Annotated in this window: 15 protein-coding genes and 2 tRNA genes; 4 read left to right on the top strand and 13 right to left on the bottom strand. The window is 53.7% G+C overall.

Going from position 1 to position 16,495, the window contains the following annotated elements; genetic code table 11:
- Positions 1-37: 37 nt before the first annotated feature.
- The 10 genes from LF95_RS05895 to LF95_RS05945 all read right to left on the bottom strand — a co-directional run bounded on the left by LF95_RS05895 (position 38) and on the right by LF95_RS05945 (position 9,274).
- Positions 38-787, bottom strand: coding sequence for an SDR family oxidoreductase (locus LF95_RS05895; protein ID WP_073954097.1), 750 nt, complete (start codon positions 785-787; stop codon positions 38-40).
- A gap of 165 nt (positions 788-952) precedes the next feature.
- Complete coding sequence (locus tag LF95_RS05900; RefSeq protein ID WP_252509668.1) at positions 953-1,897, bottom strand: AraC family transcriptional regulator; 945 nt, start codon at positions 1,895-1,897, stop codon at positions 953-955.
- A 73-nt stretch (positions 1,898-1,970) separates the two neighbouring features.
- The gene (locus LF95_RS05905; protein WP_083607526.1) at positions 1,971-3,020 is read right to left on the bottom strand and encodes a dipeptidase; all 1,050 of its coding nucleotides are present in this window, start codon (positions 3,018-3,020) and stop codon (positions 1,971-1,973) included.
- Between the two features lie 11 nt (positions 3,021-3,031).
- Entirely contained in the window at positions 3,032-3,796 is a 765-nt protein-coding gene (locus LF95_RS05910; RefSeq protein WP_073954098.1) for an ABC transporter ATP-binding protein, read from the bottom strand.
- 3 nt (positions 3,797-3,799) lie between these two features.
- Complete coding sequence (locus tag LF95_RS05915; RefSeq protein ID WP_073954099.1) at positions 3,800-4,642, bottom strand: ABC transporter ATP-binding protein; 843 nt, start codon at positions 4,640-4,642, stop codon at positions 3,800-3,802.
- 2 nt (positions 4,643-4,644) lie between these two features.
- Positions 4,645-5,568 carry a nickel transporter permease gene (gene nikC, locus LF95_RS05920; protein WP_073954100.1) on the bottom strand — a complete coding sequence of 308 codons (924 nt, stop codon included), beginning with the start codon at positions 5,566-5,568 and terminating at the stop codon, positions 4,645-4,647.
- A gap of 5 nt (positions 5,569-5,573) precedes the next feature.
- Positions 5,574-6,641, bottom strand: coding sequence for an ABC transporter permease (locus LF95_RS05925; protein ID WP_073954101.1), 1,068 nt, complete (start codon positions 6,639-6,641; stop codon positions 5,574-5,576).
- Positions 6,642-6,654: 13 nt separating this feature from the next.
- Entirely contained in the window at positions 6,655-8,244 is a 1,590-nt protein-coding gene (locus tag LF95_RS05930) for an ABC transporter substrate-binding protein (RefSeq protein ID WP_073954102.1), read from the bottom strand.
- A gap of 479 nt (positions 8,245-8,723) precedes the next feature.
- Positions 8,724-8,800: transfer RNA gene (locus tag LF95_RS05935), tRNA-Asp, on the bottom strand.
- Positions 8,801-9,197: 397 nt separating this feature from the next.
- Positions 9,198-9,274, bottom strand: a tRNA-Asp gene (locus LF95_RS05945).
- 304 nt (positions 9,275-9,578) lie between these two features.
- Here LF95_RS05945 and LF95_RS05950 point away from each other — a divergent pair.
- On the top strand, positions 9,579-9,989 hold the full coding sequence (locus LF95_RS05950) for a hypothetical protein (protein WP_143181950.1): 411 nt from the start codon (positions 9,579-9,581) through the stop codon (positions 9,987-9,989).
- Between the two features lie 132 nt (positions 9,990-10,121).
- On the opposite strand, the gene LF95_RS05955 is transcribed toward LF95_RS05950, so the two are convergent.
- From LF95_RS05955 to LF95_RS05965, 3 genes are all read right to left on the bottom strand, one after another.
- Positions 10,122-10,634 carry a transcriptional regulator gene (locus LF95_RS05955; RefSeq protein WP_073954105.1) on the bottom strand — a complete coding sequence of 171 codons (513 nt, stop codon included), beginning with the start codon at positions 10,632-10,634 and terminating at the stop codon, positions 10,122-10,124.
- Between the two features lie 86 nt (positions 10,635-10,720).
- Positions 10,721-11,221: a response regulator gene (locus LF95_RS05960; protein ID WP_073954106.1), complete on the bottom strand. Its 501-nt coding sequence runs from the start codon at positions 11,219-11,221 to the stop codon at positions 10,721-10,723.
- A gap of 145 nt (positions 11,222-11,366) precedes the next feature.
- Entirely contained in the window at positions 11,367-11,924 is a 558-nt protein-coding gene (locus LF95_RS05965) for a deoxycytidylate deaminase (protein ID WP_083607527.1), read from the bottom strand.
- A 273-nt stretch (positions 11,925-12,197) separates the two neighbouring features.
- Between LF95_RS05965 and pyk the strand changes: the two genes are divergently transcribed.
- From pyk to LF95_RS05980, 3 genes are all read left to right on the top strand, one after another.
- Positions 12,198-13,622, top strand: coding sequence for a pyruvate kinase (pyk, locus tag LF95_RS05970; protein WP_073954107.1), 1,425 nt, complete (start codon positions 12,198-12,200; stop codon positions 13,620-13,622).
- 398 nt (positions 13,623-14,020) lie between these two features.
- Positions 14,021-15,538, top strand: coding sequence for a DUF2336 domain-containing protein (locus tag LF95_RS05975; protein WP_073954108.1), 1,518 nt, complete (start codon positions 14,021-14,023; stop codon positions 15,536-15,538).
- Positions 15,539-15,544: 6 nt separating this feature from the next.
- Positions 15,545-16,474 (top strand): hypothetical protein, encoded by a 930-nt coding sequence (locus tag LF95_RS05980; protein ID WP_073954109.1) that lies wholly within the window; start codon positions 15,545-15,547, stop codon positions 16,472-16,474.
- The last annotated feature ends 21 nt before the right edge of the window (positions 16,475-16,495 follow it).

The following is a 16,495-nucleotide window of genomic DNA, read 5'->3' on the forward strand; positions in this document are numbered from 1 at the left end:
GCCCGGTAAGGATTTGACCGGACATCACCCCGGTTAATTACCAGCTTTGTTCGGTTGGCATGATGAAGATTTCAGCCAGATCGACATGCTTGGGGGCCTGGGCGGCGTAAAGAATGGTATTTGCGATGTCATCGCCTTCCAGGAAGGTCATTTCTTTACGCAAATCTTCCATTTGCGCTTTGACGGCCGGGTCACTGATCTGTTCGTAAAGTTCGGTTGCGACAGCGCCGGGCTGAATGCAGGTGACGCGGATATTGTGTTTTTTACCTACCTCCATGCGCAGCCCGTCAGAAAAGGCGGTGATCGCATGTTTGGTGGCGCAATAAACCGTCAGGCCAGCAAAAACCTTGCGTCCGGCGATTGAGGATGTATTGAAAATATGCCCGGATTTGGCGGCAATCATGTGGGGCAGTACGGCCGCCGTGGTGTTTAAAACACCATTGATATTTACATCCACCATGCGCTGCCATTCGTCGGTTTTGAACTGGTCAATATCGGAAAGCGGCATCAGCCCGGCATTGTTAAACAGGATGTCGATGGCACCGGTGGCATCGACCAGTTTGGCGACACCGGCCTTGATGGATGCGACATCGCAAACATCCATTTCAAGGACGATGGCCTTGCTGCCCTTGGCTTCAATATCGGCTTTCAGGGCTTCAAGGCGGTCTGTACGACGGGCGGCAATGCCAACAGTGACGCCGGCCTGTGCCAGTTTACGTGCTGTTGCGGCACCAATGCCGCTTGATGCGCCGGTAATCAGGGCAGTTTTACCTTCAAGATTGGTCATTTCGGGGCTCCTGTTAAATTGGTTTCCCGGTTTGCCAGCCTGTTTGGCATTCCGGTTCGATCAACAGGGCGTATCCTAGGGCAGGGGAGATTTACCTTCTTTCGGTGGATTGCGAAAACCATCGCGATTTTGCGCAAAGTTTCACGGACGCGGGTGGTGTGGCCGTTACCCTTGCCGGTATTGACGTGGTGTCATGCCGGTTTCACGTTTGAATATCTGTGAAAAATGGCTGGAACTTTCATATCCCAGCATTAATGCAATTTCGAGAATGCCAAGGTCGCTTTCGCGCATCAATTGTTGCGATTTTGCGATTTTCTGGGCGATGAAATAGCGCGAAGGCGTGGTGCCGGTGGTTTTCTTGAACAATCGGGAAAAATGATAGGGGCTTAATCCAGCTTCGCGGGCACAGGCATCCAGATCAAATTTCTCGCCAATATGCGCCTGCAAATAGGTTTGTACCCGATGCAGGCGATGGGCGGGCAGGCGTGCTTCCAAACGCATGGCATGATCCTGTGCCTGACCATAGTCACGGATCAGATGCACAATCAGGCTTTGCACAATGCCGTTAATGAAGGCGGCACTTGCTGGCAAGGGGCGAATAACTTCGTGATACAGCAGCTCCAGAAACGTGCTGACTGTGTCATCGCGCAGGCCCGAAACTTCGCGCAGGGTGATGTGCTTGCCACGGGATGTGTGGGTTTCTTGGGCAAGTTTTTCAAACACCTGCAAGGGTAGGTAAAGGTGCAGCACTTCAAATGGAGCGTCGCCCTGCGCCTGCCAGCGAATTTCATAGGGGTTTTGTGAATGGATCAGGAAAAAGTCCTGGGCTTTGACATTGGCGGTTTGCCATGTGCCGCCCAGTTCGCGTTCATCCACCGAAGCAGCCCCGCTGACAACCCATACCAGCATGGGTTCGCGAACGGCAGGCACCAGAAACGGGTTTACAACATGCTGGTGGGCGTATAGCTGCATGTAAATGTCATGGCCCGGCGTATTATCATTTTTCAGTAAATTGCGGCTGGGAACAAAGCTATCCATGCCGCGTGGTGATGTGCGCAGCGTTGGGGCCGCTTGTTCGGTCTGGACGGCCTTGTGGTTGAGGTGCGGCAACGTTTGTTGCCCTCCTGTGCTGGGATGATACCCCGACCATCGTTATGGGTCGGGGTATCGGTTGCTTGTCGCTTTACCAGCTTTCTTTTGCCACACGGATGAAGTTTTCGCCCATGATTTTATCAACATCATCGGGCAAATAGCCTTCATTGATCAGCGCGTCGGCCAGCAGGGGCAGTTTGCGCGGGTCAAATACGGCGGCCCCGCCCGCATTGGGGCCATAGCCACGTTCTGCGGGCCAGTAATAGGCGCGGTCAACCCCTTCGGGGAAGTCATTGGCACCCTTGACCGATGGCATGGTATCAAGGCCAATGCCGACATGGTTCACGCCGACAAGCTCGACCAGATAATTGATATGGCGCAGCATATCCTCGACCTCGGGCGCATTGGCCGATTTGATGAAACGCTGGAATCCACATACGCCGATCACGCCATTGGTATCGGCGCAGGCTTTGATTTGCTCGTCATCAATGCAGCGTTCATGCCCGCCCAGCGCCTTTGGGTTGGCGTGGCTAAAGACCACGGGCTTACTGGAGACCCGCATAATATCCAGGCTGCTTTGCCGCCCGGTATGCGAACAGTCCATGATCATGCCGGCAGCATTAACCGCCCTGACCATTTCATGGCCCAGCGCGGTGAGGGGCACATCGGTATCGTGGCAGCCACCCGCGACCGAATTGTTGCGGTTATAGGCAAAGTGGATTTGCTTTACGCCCAATTTGGCAAATACCGGCACCATTTCGGGCATGTCCTGCAGCATCAATGACCCTTCAAGGTCAAAACCAACGCCAAGTAAACCGGCCTTTTTGGCTTTAGCCAGATCCTCAAATGTTTCGATTTGCATGTATTTGTCGGGGTGGGCGGCGATTTTGGCGCGGAAATCGGCAATTACCCGCAGGATATGGGCAACCGAATTCATATCCATGCCAACATTGATGCAGACATAATCGATATGACCGGCGCGATAGGTATCAAGCAGGTCAATCGGCACAATCGGGTCAAGTGGCAGGCAGGCATGCGCATCCCAGGTAAAGGAGGGGATGTGCTTGCGTTTGTAGTCGCGCAAGGCGCTGTCGGCCGGGGCGAAGGGGGTGGAAAATTCGGTGTTGGTGGCGATTGTCATGGTGTCTCCGGTCAGTCCCAATCAACAAAGCTGTCAATCACGGCGCGGTCATATCCGCCTGCCGCCTTGTAAAGCTGTTGCGAATAGGGATGTTCTAGTGAACCCTGGGCAAGCTGGCTGGCGGTGGCGCGTTCAACAATACGACCGTGATTCATGATCGCGATATCATCACATACATGCGCGACAACCGCCAGATCGTGGCTAACCATGACATAGGTCAGCCCCAGATCCCGGCGCAAGGCCGCCAGCAGATTAAGAACCTCGGCCTGGATTGAAACATCGAGTGCTGATGTCGGTTCATCGAGCAGCAATACACTGGGTTCCAAAATCAGCGCACGGGCGATGGCAACACGCTGGCGCTGCCCGCCCGAAAGCTGGTGCGGGTAGCGGAACCGGAAGGAATTATCCAGCCCGACCTGTTCAAGCGCCTTCACAACCCGTCGGTCAGAATCGCCCAGTTTGTGCACCGAAATCGGCTCGCTTAAAATCCGGTCAATGGTATGGCGCGGATGAAGGGACCCAAACGGGTCCTGAAACACCATTTGCACTTCGCGATAAAAGGCCTTTTCGCGTTTGTGCCCCAATTCGTGACCATGCACGACAATATTACCTTCCCAGTCATCGACCAGGCCGGTCATGGTGCGCAAAACGGTCGATTTACCCGAACCGGATTCACCGACCAAGCCAAAGGAACCGTTTTTCGCCACCTTGAGCGAGACATCCTTCAGGACGTGGTTTTCGCCAAACCAGGCATTGAGATTTTCAATTTCAATCATTGCTTATCCTTCCGCCCAGCTTGCCTGGCGTTGCAGAACGGGCAGGTCGTCATGGTTGCCATCCATTTTCGGCAGGCAGTTGAGCAGGCCCTGGGTATAGGGGTGCTTGGCTTGGTCAAGCTCGCTTGCGCGGATTTCCTCGACCACACGGCCCTGATACATCACCAGTACCCGGTCGCAGAAACTCGACACCAGATGTAAATCATGGCTGATGAAAATCAGCGCCATGCCGCGTTCACGTACCAGATCGTCGAGAATCGCCATCACCTGCAACTGCACGGTTACATCCAGGGCGGATGTCGGTTCGTCGGCAATCAGCAATTCTGGATCGGGGATCAGCATCATGGCAATCATCACGCGCTGGCCCATCCCGCCCGAAACCTCGTGCGGGTAGGATTTGAAAACACGCTGCGGATCACGAATCTTCACCGCTTCCAGCATTTCGATGGCGCGGTGGGTGGCTTCTTTGGTGTCGACCTTGTGATGTTCGCGGTAGGCCTCGATGATTTGATCGCCAATGGTCATGACAGGGTTTAGCGAATATTTCGGATCCTGCATGATCATGGAAATGCGCGCGCCGCGCACCTTGCGCCATTGGCGCGGGCTCAGGTTGCGTAAATCCACATCATGGAACTGCATTTCATCGGCCGCAATGCTGCCATTGGCCGCCGTCAGGCCCAAAATGGCCCGCCCGGTTTGCGATTTGCCGGAGCCTGATTCGCCTACAATGCCTAGCCTTTCCCGGCCAAGATCAAACGAAACACCGCGCACCGCGTTAACCGGCCCCTTGGAGGTGTTGAAGGTGACGGTCAGGTTTTTGACGGACAGAAGTTTTTCCTGGCTCATGGTCAGTCTCCTCCACGCGGGTCAAGCACATCGCGCAGACCATCGCCCAGCAGGTTAAAGCCCAGGCTGACGATAAAAATAGCCAGGCCCGGCACGGTGGAAACCCACCATTGTTCCAGCAGGAACTGGCGTCCTTCGGAAACCATTGCGCCCCATTCCGGCATGGGCGGCTGTGCGCCAAGGCCCAAAAAGCCAAGACCAGCGGCAATCAGGATCATGCCAGCCATATCGAGCGTGACACGGACAACCAGCGAGCTGATGCACATGGGAATAATATGACCAATGATCAGGCCGGTATTTGAAACACCCTGAAGGCGGGCCGCCTGAATATAGTCTGAATTGCGCACCATGATGGTTTCGGCACGGGCAATCCGGGCGTAGGGCGGCCATGCTGTGATTGCAATGGCAAGAATGGCATTCTCGATGCCCGGCCCCAGGGCTGAAACAAAGGCCAGTGCCAAAATCAGTTTTGGAAAGGCCAGGAAAATATCGGTGATACGCATCAGTGTTGCGTCAACCCAGCCACCGAAGAAGCCGGCGGTTGTGCCAATCAAAAGACCAATCGGGGCGGCCGTGATGGCCACCAGCCCCACAATAAGCAGCGTGTATTGTGCCCCATAAATCAGGCGTGACAGAATATCGCGCCCTAACTGGTCGGTGCCAAACCAGTGAGCGGCACTGGGGGGCTGAATACGATTGGTCAGATCAGCGGCCAAGGGGTTGTACGGGGCCAATAGCGGGGCAAAAATTGTTACCAGAATCAGGCCGACGACAATCGAAAGGCCGATCATGGCCAGGCGGTTTTCCGTGATTTTGATCCAGGCGACCCAGGATCGCCCGCATTTCGCCTGGAACCTTGATTGTGGTTTGTCGGTCGTAAGCCATTGTTTCAGGCCGGTTTTGGGCGTGTGTACTTGTGTTGTCATGCTTCTTATTTCCGTGCTCTGGGATCAAGCAGGCGATAAAGCAGGTCAGAAAGCATATTGACCCCGATAAAGACCGTGCCGACAACAATTGTGCCGCCAAGAACTGCGTTCATATCCGCATTCAGCAACGAATTGGTGATGTAAAGACCCAGTCCGGGCCAGGCAAAAATAATTTCGGTCAGCACCGATCCTTCGAGCAGGTTGGCATAGGAAAGAGCGATGACGGTAACCAGCGGGACCATCACGTTTCCAAGCGCGTGGCGCCAGATGATCCGGGTTTCGGAAATGCCCTTTACGCGTGCTGTCAGGATATATTCCTGGCTTAGTTGCTCAAGCATGAACGACCGTGTCATGCGGGCAATATAGGCCAATGAAAAATAAGCAAGGATGGATGCGGGCAGAATAATGTGCGAGACGGCATTCCAGAATAAACTCGGGTCATCCCCAAGCAATGTGTCGACAAGCATCAACCCGGTTCGCGGTTCGACAAAATCAACGTAGAATGAATCCAGTCTGCCTGGTCCGGCGACCCATCCCAGTTTCATATAGAAAACCAGCAGGCCCATGAGACCAAGCCAGAAAATGGGCATGGAATAGCCCGCAAGACCAATCACGCGGACAATGTGATCAGGCCATTTTCCTTTGTGGACGGCGGCAAAAACGCCAGCCGGAATACCAATAGCCACCCCGATAATTGTCGCCAGAGTGGCAAGTTCCAGGGTTGCCGGGAAAACGCGCTTGATATCTGTCAGGACAGGATTGGTTGTCAGAACAGATTTGCCGAAATCGCCCTGCAGGACATTGCTTATATAAATAAAGAATTGCTGCCAGATAGGCTGGTTTAGCCCCATTTCTTCGCGCACGCGGTCATAGACGGCTTGTGGTGCGCGGTCGCCCACAACCGCCAAAACCGGATCAATCGGCAATATTCTGCCAATCAGAAATGTGACAAGCAGCAGGCCTAGAAATGTAATAATAAGCGAAAACAATACCTTGGTAATGTTTTTGCTGGTGCGATAAAAAGGACGGGCGCGTGTGCGCCCGGTCCCGGTCTGTTTTGAAACAGCGGCCATTCAACCGGTTTCCTTAGTCTTTGGTGACGAAACGATAGAAGTTTGTGTCAAATGACGGGCCAAGGATGAAGTTATTGACATTGGCGCGCAAGGACGAAACTTCGGTTTCCTGGAACATGATGATAAACGGCCCGGTTTTCAGAACTTTGTCCTGAAGGTCCTGGTACATGGCAGCGCGTTTTGCTGCATCACGTTCCAGAACGGCGGCGTCAACTTCCTGGGTCATGTCACCCGGGTTCCATGAATTGCGCCATGCCAGAGGTTTGGCTGATGCGTCATCGGAATTGTCGGGGTTCCAGGCAAAGGTAGACGCATTGCTGTGCGGATCCTGATAGTCAGCACCCCAGCGACCGATATAAATATCGTGCTGGCGAGCGCGATATTTGGTCAGGGTCTGTTTGTTGTCCCCGGGAATGATTTCAAGATTGATGCCGGCCTGCGCCCAGGTGGACTGGATCGACTGTGCCATTGCCATCACTGCCGTTGTGTTACGGGTATCGATGGTCACCGTAAAGCCGTCTGCAAAGCCTGCTTCATCCAGAAGGGCGTTGGCTTTTTCAACGTTTAGCGAATAGGGGGTTTCATTGCTGGCACCAAGGAAGCCATCGGGCAGGAAGGTCTGATGGACAGTGGCACGGCCAGCCATAATGGTATCGGAAATGCCCTTGTAATCGACCAGATATTTAAGGGCCTCGATGACCTTGGGGTTGGACAGATATTTGTTTTTCTGCGACAGCCCCAAATACCAGACGGCCCCTTTGCCGCGTTTCATAATCTTGATGTCGGGATTGTCTTTAATCGATGCAATCTGGTCGGCTTCAAGGTTACGTGCGATGTCGATATCGCCTTTTTCCAGCAATAACTGCTGTGAGGCGGCTTCTTTGACATTGCGGATGATGACGCGCTTCATTGCCGGCGCACCATCCCAGTAATTCTCGTTGGCCACCAGGCTCAGGCTTTGCCCTGCCGTCCAGTTTTTAAGGATAAACGGACCAGACCCTGCATAATGGCTGCTCAGCCAGCCGTTTCCGAGGTCTCCGTTTTCTTCGTGGGCCAGAACTTCTTTTTGATCAACAACGGCGCCAATCATTGACGTCAGGCAGTTCAGGAAAAAGCTTGGCGCGAAGGGCTTGTTGACTTCGACAACAAGGGTCTCGTCGTCAGTAGCGCGAATTTTCTCTTTGACATTTTCAGCATTGAAACCGAACTGGCCCAAAATGAAAGCCGGCGATTTATCGAGCAGAATAACACGCTGCAAGGAAAAAGCAGCATCGTGCGCTGTCATGCTGTTGCCCGACGCAAACTTGATTCCCGGACGCATTTTAAACGTATAGGTCATGCCATCGTCAGAAATGGTCCAGCTTTCAGCCGCCCCGCCGACCAGTTTGCTTGAGTCTTTGATGTCCAGTTCGACCAGACGGTCATAGGTGTTGCCGTTATATTCGGTCGCTGAAAATTCAAACATCTCTGCCGGGTCAAGCGAGATGATGTCGTCAATGGCATTGGCCATGACAAGTGTGTCTTTGGGGGTTTGTGCCACGGCGAAAACGGGCGTGGTAGCAAGAGCTGTCCCCATAATCAGCCCGGCGATTAGCTTGCGCATGTTGCGCCTCCCTTACGGTTGATATCCAAAGTGCGAACATTACCACGGTAAAACCATTGTTCGCCTCATTTTTGTAACGGCGGGATGACAGCATACTTTGTTGGGCTGATCAATGCTGCGGCGCAATAAAACACTCTTTTGCCATATAAATAGGCGTCAAATAACGGATTGCGGGAAAACGCATGAGGCAAAACGATTAAAGATTGTGAGACGTCATCGTCATTACGGAAAACAGCAATTGCGGCGGGGGCAGGCTGTTGCGGCAGGGTTGAATAATTGGAAGTGTTATTTTTACAACGCTTTCCGGATTCTTTAACGCAACCAATATATTGGGTGTTTTCAGTGTCGGAATCGGCGCGTGCATCAATCTAAAGCAAAAACTAAAGCTAAGGGAGGCTGATCAGGTAGGGACCTGAAAACAGATACAAAAAAAGCCGCATGATCCAAAGATCAGCGACCTATTTGTACTCTAAAGAGAGTGGCGCGAGTGACGGGACTTGAACCCGCGGCCTCCGGCGTGACAGGCCGGCGCTCTAACCAACTGAGCTACACCCGCTCGGTGTGTGGCGCGGTTTATATAAAGGGTGGCCGGGTCTGGCAAGCGTTTTTTTGCAAAAAAATAACAATGACTTGGCAGCCCCGGTTTTCCGGGGGAAATCAGTCCCCGGCGTGTCGTTTGTGGTGGGCCATCATTGCCAGTACCGGCTAAAAATAACTGCAAATCGCAAACCGGACGATAAATTTGCCGTGCCAGGGATACGCAAATGATGCGCGATCCGCGCGGCAGATCTTCAAATCAATCAGATAAAGAAAGATAAGGGCAGGATAAATTCAGGAATAAGGCATCATCGACAAGATGTTTCCTGAAGAGGAGCTGTGTTTTACCGATGCCAAAAACAAAAAAACGCCAGCGAATAAATCGCGGCGTTTCTTTTGTTTTTCCCGAAGGAAAATGGCGCGAGTGACGGGACTTGAACCCGCGGCCTCCGGCGTGACAGGCCGGCGCTCTAACCAACTGAGCTACACCCGCTCGGTGTGTGGCGCGGTTTATATAAAGGGTGGTTCGGTCTGACAAGTCCTTTTTTCAATGAAGTGTCGTTTTTTTTACCGCACCTGTTTTTAAGGCGACCTGGCAGCGGGAAATTCGCCCGAAAAGTTGAAATCTCTCAGCACGGTGAAAGTGTTTCTTTGACGGTTTGAAAACGTTCTTGATGCGGATCAACGTAAAAACGGGGCCAAAGTTATATTTTTAAAATCATAACGTTTTCAGGTAACTACCGTGAATTTCCTGCATTTGCGGGCAAAGGATCGGGCCAGCACGAATGGACCCTGTCATGACAGATGATGGACCAATACCACCGCTTTTGCGCCAGATTGGCGACGCTTTGAACCATGTTCAGGTCGAGGGGAATTCTTCGGAAAAATCCACTTCGGAGGATGAAGCTGTGGAAATCGCGAACATCCTTGCCCTGTTTCGCAGTGTCGTAAAATTGTGGAGCGCTCAGAACGCGATGTTATGCGGCGATGCGCCGCTGGCGCGTGAATGGATGCAGGCCCGGCTTGGTGTTATTTCACACGAGCTTGATGGCCTGGTATTCAGGCTTGATCAATTGGCGGGCAAGCCGCATGGCACGGATATGGACGTTGCGCTGAAAGGTGCAGGCAAGGAAGCGTCTGCCCAGGATGGAGACCGGTTCGAGTTGATCGACTTTTTCAGCCATCTAAAAGGCCGTCAGGACGCCTGAGAGCACATCTGGACCATATTGCCGTGTTGTGTGGGTGGCTTGAAGATGAAGGGGCGCTGAGGTGCAAATCACGATAGCGGGCGGGGTGTTATCCTGCCCGTTTTGTTTGTTGCAGAGCCTTATTTTCGTTTTTTAGTGCCGCGGTTCGGCATAGCGGCTGGCGAGTTTGGCCAGTGCAATTGTGGTGGCCTGTTCAACAGATGTGCCAAATCCGGTAACGCGGCTGGCCAGAATTACATAAATCGCATCGATATGAAGCTGCGCGACCATCAATTGTCGCCGGGTTGCCGTTGTGCGGTCTGCCAGGAATATTTCCAGCGATTTTGCAATCTGCGTCATAAGCGGATAATCAAATGTGCCGCCCAGCGCCTTGGTGGCATAAGCAAGATCGGAACATTTTTCGATCGCCGCGCGGCGCAAATCTGGGTCTTCTATGGCTTGTATGGTTAATTGACGGCTTTCCGTCAGGTCATGGCCGATGCTGCGAATAAAGGAATCGCTGCTGCGCTGAACCACCTTTTCCAACTCTTCAAGTTGTTCTGGTGCCAGATTGATATCGACCCCCTTGGTGAAATTGACAGCACGCTGCCGGAGTTCCGTGCGGGGCGGGATGATTTGAACTTTTGGCCGTTTTTGTCCAGTCATCGAGGGGGATCAGTCCTCACGGGTTGAAGAAAAAGACGCAGGCAAGGCATTAAATCCGATCTTTTTGGGGGATGCGATAGTTGTTTTTAATTTCGCGAGTGGTTTTCACGGCGGTCCGGGCCGTCAAACGGGACCTGGCGCCGGCGGCGGTCCGGGCCAAAATAGGTGTCGGTATTAATAAAATGCCGGGGGCGGGTGATGACCGAAACAAGTCGGCTATAAAGGGCCTTGGCGTTAAAGGGTTTTGCCAGAAATTCGGTGATGCCAAGGTCGCGCGCCGTGGTGACATAATGTTGTTCTGAATGCGCGGTTAACATGATGACCGGAACAAAACGGTTGGGCGATGACGCGGAATTGCGCAGGGAGTCGAGAAATTCCAGCCCATCCATACCGCGCAGGCGCCACTCCGTGATAATGATGTCGATTTGCTCGGTCCGCAAAATACGAAAGGCATCTTCCGGTTTGCCAACGCGCTTTACACTGAGTGCCCCCAAATAGGACAGTGTATCGAACACAACCTGCGCCGATATCTTGTCGCCATCAACGACCAGAAAGCTGACTTTGCTGAAATCAATTTTTGCACTCATCGGGTTTTGTATCCGTCCTGGATTGTGTGGCAATCATTGCCAAACCTGATATCGCAGCATACCGTAGGCAGATCTGCTAACAGCATGTGTTACATGGATTAGTTATCATTAATTACCGGTTTGTCGTTTGGGCGGCAAGTCTGATCTATGCTGTTGGCGTTGGTTTGGTTTGGTGTTTCAAATCCTCGGGGCTAAGCGATTCTTTATCGTCAGGGTCCCCTGTTCCTTCGGCTTCAAGCACAACAGCCGCGCCTTCGGCATCAATCAGTTTTACCCGCACACCGGATTCGCCAAACATTTCGGTGGAAATGTTCATATCGTGCTCCCAGCGTTCCAGAAAATCGGCCGAAAGTTTTTGCCGGTCTACATAAACCTCGGCAATGCCAGCCTGAATAATGGCGCGCGCGCAATCGCTGCAGGGGAAATGCGTGACATAAAGTGCACAGCCATCAAGTGACGTGCCGGTATAGCTGGCATTGTAAATCGCGTTGCGTTCGGCATGTTCGGTATAGGCATATTTGGTCGGGCGTTGGTGGCGTGCTTCAACCTCGTCGTCAACGCCACGGGGAAATCCGTTATAGCCAACGGCGCGAATTTCCTTTTTGGGGCCAATTACAACGGCGCCAACCTGGGTGCTGCGATCTTTGGACCATTCGGCGATGTGGGCGGCCAAAGCCAGAAAACGGTGGTCCCATTTGCTCATGTTTTGATGTTCCCAAATAAAACCCGGGAGCGTTGCTCCGTCGGTATTGATGTCTGATTTGTCTTTTAAAGAGGGCGGGGCAGGGGGGTGTCCAGCGAAAAAAATGTCATTGGACCTTGGCTTAGTCGAAAAGTAACTGTTCAAAGCGGGTGTGATTCACTATTAAGGGGAACCCCCAGACACGAAAAATCAGGATATTTTGGCGCGCCCTGTGTCATTCTGGTTGTCGCGCCAGAATTCAATGGAAACCGAAAAACAACGAGGTAAAAGCGGATGCGCCGTCAACGCAAGGCGAAAATCATCGCAACCCTGGGGCCGGCAAGTTCCAGCCCGGACGTTCTGGAAAAGATCGTCCAGGCAGGCGTCGATGTCTTTCGTTTGAATTTTTCTCATGGCGAGCACGCCGAACATCAGGAACGGTTTGAAGCGATCCGGGAGGTCGAGGCGAAACTTGGTCGTCCGATTGGCGTTCTGATGGATTTGCAGGGCCCGAAAATTCGTGTTGGCACCTTTGCCGACGAGAAAATCACCCTGGAATCCGGTGCCAAATTCAGGTTCGACCTGGATAAGAAACCGGGCGATCAAAATCGTGTTTCACTGCCCCATCCCGAAGTTTTTGCCGCTTTGCAGCCGGGCGCCAGCCTGTTGCTGGACGATGGCAAGCTACGGATGCGGGTGGATAAGTGCGATGAAAAATCAGCTGATTGCACGGTTGAAATCGGCGGTCCGCTGTCGAATCGCAAGGGTGTGAACCTGCCCGATGTGATGCTGCCCATGTCGCCGCTGACCGATAAAGACCGGGTTGATCTGGTCTATGGTCTGGAGATGGGGGTGGATTTTGTCGCTCTGTCCTTTGTGCAGCGCCCCGAAGACGTGGCCGAAGCCCGCAAGCTGATCAATGGTCGCGCCGCGATCGTTTCCAAGCTGGAAAAACCGCAGGCGATTGAACATCTCGACGAGATCGTTGCCCTGTCGGACATCATCATGGTGGCCCGTGGCGACCTTGGTGTGGAATGCCCGCCCGAAGATGTGCCGATCCTGCAAAAACGCATCATCAAGGCCTGCCGCGAAGCGGGCAAGCCGGTGATTGTGGCAACCCAGATGCTCGACTCGATGGTGTCAAACCCGGCACCAACCCGTGCAGAAGCATCCGACGTTGCAACCGCCATTTATGATGGCGCGGATGCGGTGATGCTGTCGGCTGAAAGTGCCGTTGGCAAATATCCGATTGAAACGGTCAGCATCATGAACCGCATCATGGTGCGGGTTGAACGTGACGAGCTTTATTTCCGTCTGCGTGAAGCCTCCCGTCCGGATCCGGAACATAATGCCCCGGATGCGATCAGTGCGGCGGCCCGTCAGGTGGCCGGGACAATTGGCGCAAAGGCTGTCGTGACCTATACCACGTCCGGCTCTACGGCTTATCGTGCCGCGCGTGAACGGCCGGAAGTGCCGATCCTGGGCCTGACACCGAAAATTCAGACCGCACGTCGCATGGCGTTGTGCTGGGGTGTTCATCCGGTCTTTACCCGTGATGCCACCAATTTTGGTGAAATGGTGGGGATTGCCTGTGACGTCGCCAAACGCGAAGAATTTGCCGACAATGGTGATTCGCTGGTGATCACGGCGGGGGTTCCGTTTGGAACGCCGGGTGCAACCAACATTCTGCGTATTGCGTGGCTTTCGGGACGCAGCTGATTGCCGGTTGGCATCACTGCTTTGTCCTGCATTATATCCTGTGCAAAGGGCTGCCTTCGGGCGGCCCTTCGTGTTTGGGGCGTTCTGGTTTTCTTGTGTCGATGGGGGCTGCGCCACTGTTGTCCGGCTACAACCGGCTAAATATATGGCATCTTTGGGTTTTGCCGGGTGGTCGTTAAGGTTTTTTTGAACATTTCTGCCGATAGTGAAAAACATGGAAATCAGCCTGTCATGGGGACATTTACTGGCAGGTCTTTGTTCTAAAAAGAACTTTTGGGGCTAATCTGTTGTTCCGGGCATGACGCCTTGCTACAAGGTGTCTGTCAATTCAGCGATTGATCTTGGGAAACGGCAAATTGGTGCTGCAACCCGTTAAAAAAGTGGGGAAATAAAAGAACATGCTGGCCTGGATGTTCAATCGGCAAAAATCGAAAGACACGGACAGCAACGACCGTGCTGGCGATAAATTGCGCGAACTGGCCGACATTGTTCGCACAGTGGCCCCTGATGAATTCTCGCTGAACAAAACCGGCAGTACCCGTTCTGAAAATGCCGCTGCCCCGCATAATCCAGGTGATCTTTCATCACCGCCTGACGAATCGTTTCTGAGTTTCGCCGCCCGCATTGGCGCGGATGAAGACGAATTTGACGATGACGAAGATGCGTTTTACATGCCCACCCGCCACGGCGAGGATGATGGCGAAGCGCGTATGGATGTATCACGTCGGTTGCGGCGCCATTTGCCCGACCTTTCCTCTGCCCAGCGGATGGAGATGGTGGACGAGTTTATGGATGCCATCGAGCGTCTTGCCGATTGTTATCGTCCGCAGGTGATTGCCCTGATCGAGCAGGAATTTGGTCATACGCCTTATCTGACCCGCCAGGCGGCAAACCGGTTGCGTCTTGATCTGGCAAATATCGGCCAGGTTCATATCATCGAATATGTCGAACTGCTTAACGAATCCGATTTTGTCGATTTGGTGCGCGGGCGCGGTGAATTTACCACCACAGCCTGGAGCCGCGAGCGGCTGCGGGCCCAGCGTGCTCTGGCCCGCCGGGCGCAGGACAGTGCCGAACAACCCAAGGGTGGCCTGTTTTCGCGCCTGCGACAGGGTGACGAACCGGCGGAAAATGTTGTCGAGATTGCGCCGCATTTTGACCGCCCAACATCGCGCAAGCATGAAACACCTGAACAGCGCATGGTGATTGGCCGGGACCGTTTGTCGCGTACCGCACAGCGCAGAATGGCGCATTTTATTGCGGCCTCGCTGTTTGATACGCTGGTTGAAGAGGGCCGCCTGCGTGCCGAAGTGGCCCGTGCCCTGCGCCAGGCCGTGCGGCAGCGGATCGAGAAAGTCCGCTTTGACAGCCGCGTTGCCCGTGATACCCGGCCGCCCATTGGTGAGGACATTGCCAATGCCGACTTGGCCGTCGAAGGCAATACCTTCGCGGATAATTCCGCGCGGCGCGGCCCTAGTGTCGAGCAATATGTGCTGGATGCCCTCGCACGCAATGACGACGAGGCCGTGGTGCGTGAATTGGCCCGTTACGGGCAGTTGCCGCCGTCCGTTGTGGCAAAAATCCTGGATTCCGGAAGTGCCCGTGCCATTACGGCAATGGCCTGGCGGGCGGGGATGTCTGCCCAGTCGGCTGTTGTGTTGCAAATCAGCTCTGGCATTGACGAAGAGGCTTTGGAGTCTCCGGCAACGGGGGGGCGTTATGGTATGCCGCGTGCCGATATGGACTGGTATATTGATTTCTTCACCGATCCTGCTCCCGCTCCGGTCGTTGATGATAAGGCCAAAGCCGAAAAGACCGCGCAAAAGGTGGTGGATGAAGCCGCCGCACGCGAAGCGGATGGCAAATCCTCAAGGTCGCCTTCCTTGCGGCGTCGATTCGGTCGTAAGGGAGACTAAGCGCCAATGTCGCTTGACCTTGGGATTTCTTATGACGGTCTGAAATATGCGCTTTCCATCAAGGATAGCTATCGCACCCGCGAACCGTTGACGGTAACGGGGGCGGGGGACCGCAAGCGCCTGCTGATGCCGGAACATCTCCTCAGCAATGATCTGGCATTGCTGCAATATGATGATCCGCTGGCACTGGCAGTGATTGCGACCAAAGACCCGGAAAGCCCGATGGCACTGGCCGCAGCCACCCGCATGGGACCGCATGCCAAATGCAAGGAACTGATTACCGGTATTTTTGAAGTGGTGGGTGATGCCACCAAGCATGAACTGGTGCATGACTGCATCAAACTGCTGACCAAAAATGCCTTTAGCCCCGAATCCATGCACGTTGTGCGCAATCGCGCCTCCAACCATGTTGTGGAAATTCGCGAGTTTTATCGTCGGGCCATGACGGAAAATTTGCGCGCGTTGCTGGATGGCAAGCGTGAGGCGCGTGATTTTGTCGATGAATTTATCGAGCTTGCGACCAGCGGAAATTTGCGGATCGAAATTTACAAACGCCTGGTGATCAAGCTGATGCGCTCTGATGCCGTTCGGCCCAGTGTGAAATTCATGCTGCTGGAGCGGTTGGACTGTTTTCCGCAGATGGTCAAAATCCAGATCGTCTCCGAGGTGAATGCTGCGCCTGATACAGCGGAATATCAAACCCTCAAGCAGGAATTGCGCTGGATTTACGAAGCCAAGACCCGGGAAACCAAACGGGAAAATGCCGAACGCTCGGCGAAACCCTGGTTGTCACCTGCGCGTATGGATTTTGCAACGGCCGTCGGGATGCAAAACAAGCGCAATGCCGAGGCAAACCGCACAGCCGACCCGTATCGTGGAACCCGGTCCGCCATGCCCGGCTTTAACAGCCGCGAAATTGCGTCCTGGTTAAGCTGATCTCCCTTTGATTTTTGGGTT

It is taken from the genome of Thalassospira sp. TSL5-1 (assembly GCF_001907695.1).
Classification (GTDB): Bacteria; Pseudomonadota; Alphaproteobacteria; order Rhodospirillales; family Thalassospiraceae; genus Thalassospira.